The sequence below is a fragment of the Phytoactinopolyspora endophytica genome, from assembly GCF_004138495.1.
Classification (GTDB): Bacteria; Actinomycetota; Actinomycetes; order Jiangellales; family Jiangellaceae; genus Phytoactinopolyspora; species Phytoactinopolyspora endophytica.
Genome location: NZ_ML142849.1, coordinates 150617 through 157209, shown reverse-complemented (window position 1 = coordinate 157209; position 6593 = coordinate 150617). Strand labels below are relative to the sequence as shown.

The window sequence follows — 6593 nt, the reverse complement described above, 5'->3', positions numbered from 1 at the left end:
ACGGACTCTGACGAGCCGTACGTTCCGTTTCCTGAGCATGGGCTGACGGCCGGCGAGCTTCGCGGCCGGCTGCGCGCATTGCGTGCGGATGATGTGGACTGGCGCCGCGGCCGGATCTGGAGCCTGATCTACTGGGCTGGAGACGAGCACGACGAGGTCGTGCACGATGCCTACCGCGAGTTCGCATCCGAGAACCTGTTGGGCCCGACGGCGTTCCCCAGCGTCGCGACCATGGAGAAGCAGGTCGTGTGGATGCTGCTCGACCTTCTCGGTGCTGACCCGCAGCTCGCCGGTGGCACCATGACCTCCGGCGGTACCGAGAGCATCATCCTCGCTGTCAAGGCATATCGGGACCGGGCCCGCGCCGAGCGGCCGGAGGTGAGCCATCCGGAGATGCTGGTCCCGGTCACGGCGCATCCCGCGTTCCTGAAGGCGGGTGACCTCCTGGGTGTGCGGCCGGTGCCGGTTCCGGTGGACCATACCTTCCGCGCGGATCCGGCGGCGTTCGCCGCCGCGATGACCGACTCGACCATCCTGGCCTGCGCGTCGGCACCGTGTTTTCCTTACGGCGTCGTGGATCCGATCGAGGACCTCGCCGACCGCACGAGTGAGCGCGGCATCGGCCTGCACATCGACGCCACCATCGGCGGCTTCGCGCTGCCGTTCGCCCGGGAGCTGGGGCGCAAGGTGCCGCCGTTCGACTTCAACGTGCCTGGCGTCACCTCCATGACGGCGGACATGCACAAGTATGGGTACGGCCCGAAGGGCTCGTCGAGCATCCTGTACCGGGACCGGAGCCTGCGGCGGCACCAGTTCGCCGCCTACACGGACTGGCCGGGCGGCATCCTGGCCTCACCCACGCTGCTCGGCACCCGGCCCGGCGGGGCGATCGCCGGCTCGTGGGCGGCTATCAGGTTCGAGGGCAGGGCCGGATACCGTGCCATCTTCTCCGAGGTCTTCGAGGCCACGGACAGGTTGCAGGAAGGCATCCGGTCGATTCCGGGTCTGCACGTCGTCGGTGAACCGCCGATCAGCGTATTCGCCGTCGGATCGGACGTCGTGGACATGATGGCGGTGGCCGATCGGCTCGAGACACGGAACTGGCGGATCGATCGGCAACGGGATCCGGACAGCATCCACCTGATCGTCAACCCCACGCATGTGCCGGTGGTCGAGGAGTTCCTCGACGACGTGCGCTGGGCGGCCGAAGGCGCCCCGGCCGCGGGAATAGGTGACAATCGAGCGACGCTGTACGGCGTCAACTCCCGCCTGGAAGCGGGGACCGACGTGGCGACGGCCGTGCTCGACCAGTTGGAAGGCCGTTACGACACGTGACCGATGCATCCTTAGCCCCCGCCGTCCTGGAAAGTTCAGGCGAGACACCGCCGGTCCCGTGGCCGGTGATCGAAGCCTGCGGGCTGCCCGAGATCGGCGCCCGGCTGGCCGGCCTGTCGGTCCGGATCGATCCCGCACAGGCGCGGCCGTTCGTGCTTGACGGCGTGACGGTCACGCTGCGCCCCGACCGGGCGGCGACCGTCACCGGATCGGCATTGATCCTGCGCGAGGCGATCGAGTTGACCGCAGCGATGATCGGTGCCTTCGGCGAGGGCGCGGCGGGCGTGCACACACCCGACTGGGCGCACCGGATCTTGGCGCACGCGACCGCCCTCGGCTACGGCACGACCAGCCTGTCCGCTCGTGGTGAGCCGGCCGCATTCAGCGCATTCTCGCCGCTGTCCGACAGCGCGGAGGACATGCTCGCCCTGCATGATCGGCTCGAGGACGGCAGCACGGCGCGAGCGATGGCGGTGCGGATCGCGGAGTTCCTCGCCGAACGGGACGGCCTGGACGCATGCCCGGACAGTGAGATCGATCGGGCGGCTCGGGCGCTCCCGTTCGCCCTGCCCACCGAGGTGCTGCTGGCGAGCGGGGGAGACTCCCGGCAGACGATCGACTGGCACGGCGGCGTGAACTCCTATGGGATCTCCCCGAGCCCGACACCGTGGACCAGCCTGCTCGGGTCCTGCACGGCATCGTCGCCGACCACCCGCGGGTTCGCCGCGGCGACAAAGGTCCGGCGGCTGCTGATCGACGCGGCCCTCGGATACGAGCTCGGCAGGTACGTCGCCAAGCACACGGCCGTGATGCGCAGGACCCTGCTGGCGGCGCTCGGCGTCTCCGACGACGCCGAGGTCGTGTTCACCCCGTCCGGGACCGATGCTGAACTGGTCACGTTGCTGGCGGCGTTGAGCGCGGACGAGCCTGTGCATTCGGTCGTCGTCGGCCAGTACGAGATCGGCAGCGGGAGCACGTACGCGGCCGCCGGGCGGCACTTCTGCGACCGGCTGCCGTCGGGAAGCCCGAGCCAAGCCGGAGAGACCATTCCCGGGTTCGACTCCACGATGACCGGCAGCTCCATCGTCGACCTGCGGGACGAGCACGGCGAGATGCTCGCTCCGGAGCGTGTCGAAGCCGCCGTGGAGGAAGCGATCGCGGCACACGCGGATCGATGTCGCGTGCTGGTACACGTCGTGGAAGGGTCGAAGACCGGTATCCGGCTGCCGCGCCGAGAGACCGTGCTGCGCTGGCGCGAACGGTACGGCGATCGGCTGGACGTCGCCGTTGACGCCGCTCAGATGCGTATCGACCAGCACACTGCTGTCCAGCACCTCCGCGACGGCAACATGGTCATCGTGACCGGCTCGAAGTTCTTCGGTGGTCCGCCGTTCTCCGGAGCGGTGATCATGCCGTCGTCGATCGCGTCCCGGCTCGCGGTGGGGCGGCGGCTGCCATCCGGCATGGCGGACTACCTGACGCGAGCGGATGTCCCGGAGTCACTGAGTGATCTGCATGCGGTGGCTCGGCCCGGACTGAACGCCGGCCTCCTGCTCCGTTGGGAGGCCGCCCTGGCGGAGATGCGTTCGTTCCACAACGTCTCTCCGGAGATCCGGGACGAGGTGCTCCGGCTGCTGGTGTCGGGCCTACGCGCGATCCTTGAAGGGACGTCGCAGATCAGGCTGGTGGAGAGCCCGTACACCACTATCCCGGACCCAGATCACCGCGGACTGGACGATCTGCCGACCATTTTCACGTTCCTCGCCATCAGACCGGACGGTCAGCCGCTGACCATGAGCCAGGGTCGCCGCGTCTACCGGCTGCTGGCGCAGGACCTTCGCGGCATGATGCCGTCGGACGACGCGGTCCTGGGCCGTACGTTCCAGCTCGGACAGCCGGTGAAGATCTATCAGCAGGACGGCGAGTGGGTGGGCGGCCTACGGGTGGCCATCGGGGCGGCGACGGTCTCGGAGATCGTGTTCGACCATACCCGGGGACGGCTCTGGATCGAACGCATCGACCGGACTCTCGCCGACGTCGCGGACGCGCTCCGCAAGCTCGGCCTGATTCTTAAGCACGTGGACCTGGATGGAGGAAGCAGATGACCCGCATTCCGACGGAGCAGCTGCACAGTATGGCCACGGCCGCTGGGCACGAGCTCGAGGATGCTTCGGCGACCGATGTGGTTCGGTGGGCGCAGGAGACGTTCGGCGACGCCTTCGTGCTCACCGCCTCGATGGCGGATGGGGTGCTGTGCCACGTCGCTTCGCAGGCTGTGCCGGGCATCAGGGTCCTTTTCCTCGACACGGGCTACCACTTCGCCGAGACGATGGGCACCCGTGACGCGATCGCGTCGGCGTACGACATCCAGGTGGAGACGGTCGGACACCCGCTGACCGTGCCGGAGCACGAGGCGAGCTACGGAAAGCTCTACGAGTCGTATCCGGATCTGTGCTGTGCGATGCGCAAGGTCTTTCCGCTGGACCGGGCGCTGCGGCCGTACGCCGCGTGGGGGAGCGGCATGCGACGCGCGGAGAACCCAGGCCGTGCGGTCGCCCCGGTGGTCGGCTGGGACGCCCGTCGCAAGAAGGTCAAGGTCAATCCACTGGCCAACTGGTCCGACGAGCAGGTGGACGCCTACGTCGAAGAGCACGGGATCTTGGTCAACCCGCTCCAGCAGCTCGGCTACACCTCAATCGGGTGCGCTCCGTGTACCAGTCCGGTGGCCGACGGGGAGGACGCTCGGGCAGGCCGCTGGGCTGGTAAGACCAAGACGGAGTGCGGCATTCACTGAACCACGAGCCACCCGGGCGCCGGCCCCGCGTCGGCAGGAGGCTGGTGCGCAACCGAGTGCGGGAGCTTCCAGCGCGGCGCGGTGAGGTAATGGTCGATGATCGCCCCCGCCACGTCGCGTGGCTGCCCTTGAGTGGGGAACTGGCCGGATGGGGTCACCGCGCTGGCCACGTCTTCGAGGATGTACGGCGGCTCGGCGTCGTCTGCCGGGCTGACCGTCGGCGCGACCATGGTCACCTGCGCGTGAGCCAGTCCTGGGATGGCTGTGACCGCGTCGACGGCCACGCCGGCGAGTCGCGGGTGCGTGGCATCGGTGACGTCGACATACACGTCGGCCGTGGGCCGGTGGGTGACGGAGACCAGGCGGTCGCCCACCACGTAGAAGTCGAACCGGTCACCGGCGGCGGTTGGCTCGACGAGCACGAGGTTCATGCCGGGCTCGTCGCCGTATGCTCTGTCGGCGCGCCTGAACGCGGCGCGGAACTCCTTGCTGTTGTCGATGCCGCGGGTGATGCCGCGGGTGCCCTCCAGCCGGGCGGGCCGGACCGTGACCGGCCATCCGAGCTCGGTCGCGTATGCCGCCGCGGTCTTCGGTTGCGTGGGGAGGAAGACAGCGTGCGGCGCGACGCACAGACCGGCAGCCTGCCACAGCTGCCGCTGGGAATCCCGGAACCCGCACACGAGCTGGCCCATCCTCGTGGTGTCGGGGCCGCTCATGCCGACGAACGGCACCAGGGAGTCGGGGAAGCCGACCAGGATGATCTTCTGATCGAACCGTTCGACCCCGAGCCCACGCTGAAGCGCGGCGAACTCCATCAGCGCGGATCTGAGGGTGCAGCGATCGGGCACGTTCTCCGAGAGGAATCGTTGCAGAGCCTGCGGATCGCCGCCCATCAGCGCACCTCGAATCGGTCGATGGGACTGACCTCGCTCACGTGCGTGGTCACGACCCGGTTCGGCTTCGCGCGTGGCGGTCCCGTCACCGCGAGCGACGAGAGCAGCCAGACGTCGTTCAAGTCGCCCGCGATGTGGGCCTCGACCTGGCCGGACGAGAGATTGCGGATCGATCCGACGACGCCACGTTCGTTCGCCAGCCGCTCGAACCAGCGCCGGTAGCCGACGCCCTGGACCCGCCCCCACACGTCGATGCGGACGCTGAGCCGATCCAGGACGTGGCTGGGCCGGTATCCGGCGAGCTCGCATTGGCGCAGGATCAGCGATGTGGACACATCCCGCGGAGTGCCGAAGATCGGGAAGTGGTTCAGGTCGGTGCCGGGGTTGGAGTTCACTTCGATGACGACGGCGCGGTGCTCGTCGGTACTGAGCCGGTGGTCGCCGATGAGGTCGACCCCCGAATGGTCCAGCCCTGGGATCGCCTGGGTCGCCCGGACGGCCAGGTCGAGCAGGCTGGGATGAGTCTCGTCGAGGACCTCGACGCTGTCCCCGCCGTTGGCGATGTTGCCCGCGCTGCCCAGCTTCACCAGGCTGCCCTCCGCGGGCACGCTGTCCAGCGTCAAGCCCTGTCTGTCCAGCCAGTACCCGGCGTTCTGGCCGAGCTCGATGAGTGAACCGTGCGTCTGTGGGTTCTCCAGCCGGTGCCGGTTCTTCTGGATCACCAGCTCGAGCACGGATGACCGCCCGTCCCCGTGCACCGAAGCCGGCCGGCGCAGCACCACCGAGACGACGCGGTCGCCCACGACGAGGAACCGGTAGTCCTCACCCGGCGCGTACTCCTCGACGACGAACGCGCGCTGAGCGAAGGAGGTCGACGCGAGCGCGGCGATGGCACTGCGGATGTCGCCTTCCTCGCGGAGGTCGGTGGTGACCCCGGCGCCGTGCGATCCCGCCCGCGGCTTGACCACGACCGGCACGCCCAGCGAGAGCGCGTACCGTACCGCCTGCTCGGATTGGTCAGGATTGAAGACGTCGCCCTGTGGCACCGCGACGCCGGCGGCATGCAGGATCTTCTTGGCGAGATCTTTCTTGTCGACGACGGCACGGGTGGATACGCCGGTCCAGCTCGAGCGCCGGCTCGCGAATCCGATGGGCTCGGCGAGCTTGGGGTGTCCGGCGAAAAGGACCCCGCGACCCAGCCGGGTCGTGTTGAGGCCGTAGGCCAGTGCCGCCCGGTCCAGCAGCGGGTTAGCGGTGTCGACGGAGCCGTTCGCCTTCTCGAAATGCAGCAGCGTGTCGAGGTCGAAGGTGTTGGCCGTCAAGCCCGCATACGTCGGAGGAGGCGGTGGGGCTTGAGATCCGTCGGTATATCGGGTCATGTACTGCACCGCGCCGGACAGCACGATGTCCCCACCGATGCCGGGTGCGTCGCCGAGCTCGAGCCGGCGACGGCCGTCGCGTCTGGGCGGTGGCTCGATGGTGACGGTCCCCTTGGCCCAGCTTGATTCCAGCGCGCAGTAGTCGAGCCGGGGGAGAGCTGCGGCCAGTTCGGCGGCAGCGGCCACACTCAC

Annotated in this window: 5 protein-coding genes; 3 read left to right on the top strand and 2 right to left on the bottom strand. The window is 68.8% G+C overall.

What is annotated here, in order from left to right; translation table 11 throughout:
• The 3 genes from ELR45_RS00705 to ELR45_RS00695 all read left to right on the top strand — a co-directional run.
• Window positions 1-1335 (top strand): pyridoxal phosphate-dependent decarboxylase family protein (locus tag ELR45_RS00705; RefSeq protein ID WP_165367338.1); only part of this gene is annotated, 1335 nt, incomplete at its 5' end.
• Window positions 1332-3440, top strand: a complete 2109-nt coding sequence (locus ELR45_RS00700) for a hypothetical protein (protein ID WP_129662630.1) — start codon at window positions 1332-1334, stop codon at window positions 3438-3440. The genes ELR45_RS00705 and ELR45_RS00700, both read left to right, overlap by 4 nt.
• Window positions 3437-4129, top strand: coding sequence for a phosphoadenylyl-sulfate reductase (locus ELR45_RS00695; RefSeq protein ID WP_129662628.1), 693 nt, complete (start codon window positions 3437-3439; stop codon window positions 4127-4129). Before ELR45_RS00700 ends, ELR45_RS00695 begins: the two co-directional genes overlap by 4 nt.
• Here ELR45_RS00695 and ELR45_RS00690 read toward each other — a convergent pair.
• Both ELR45_RS00690 and ELR45_RS00685 read right to left on the bottom strand, forming a co-directional pair.
• A complete protein-coding gene (locus tag ELR45_RS00690) occupies window positions 4123-5022 on the bottom strand; it encodes an ATP-grasp domain-containing protein (RefSeq protein WP_129662627.1) in 900 nt (299 codons plus the stop codon). The two genes, ELR45_RS00695 and ELR45_RS00690, sit on opposite strands and share 7 nt — an antisense overlap.
• Window positions 5022-6593, bottom strand: a 1572-nt coding sequence (locus ELR45_RS00685) for an acylphosphatase (RefSeq protein WP_165367337.1), incomplete at its 5' end; no start/stop codon positions are given. The genes ELR45_RS00690 and ELR45_RS00685, both read right to left, overlap by 1 nt.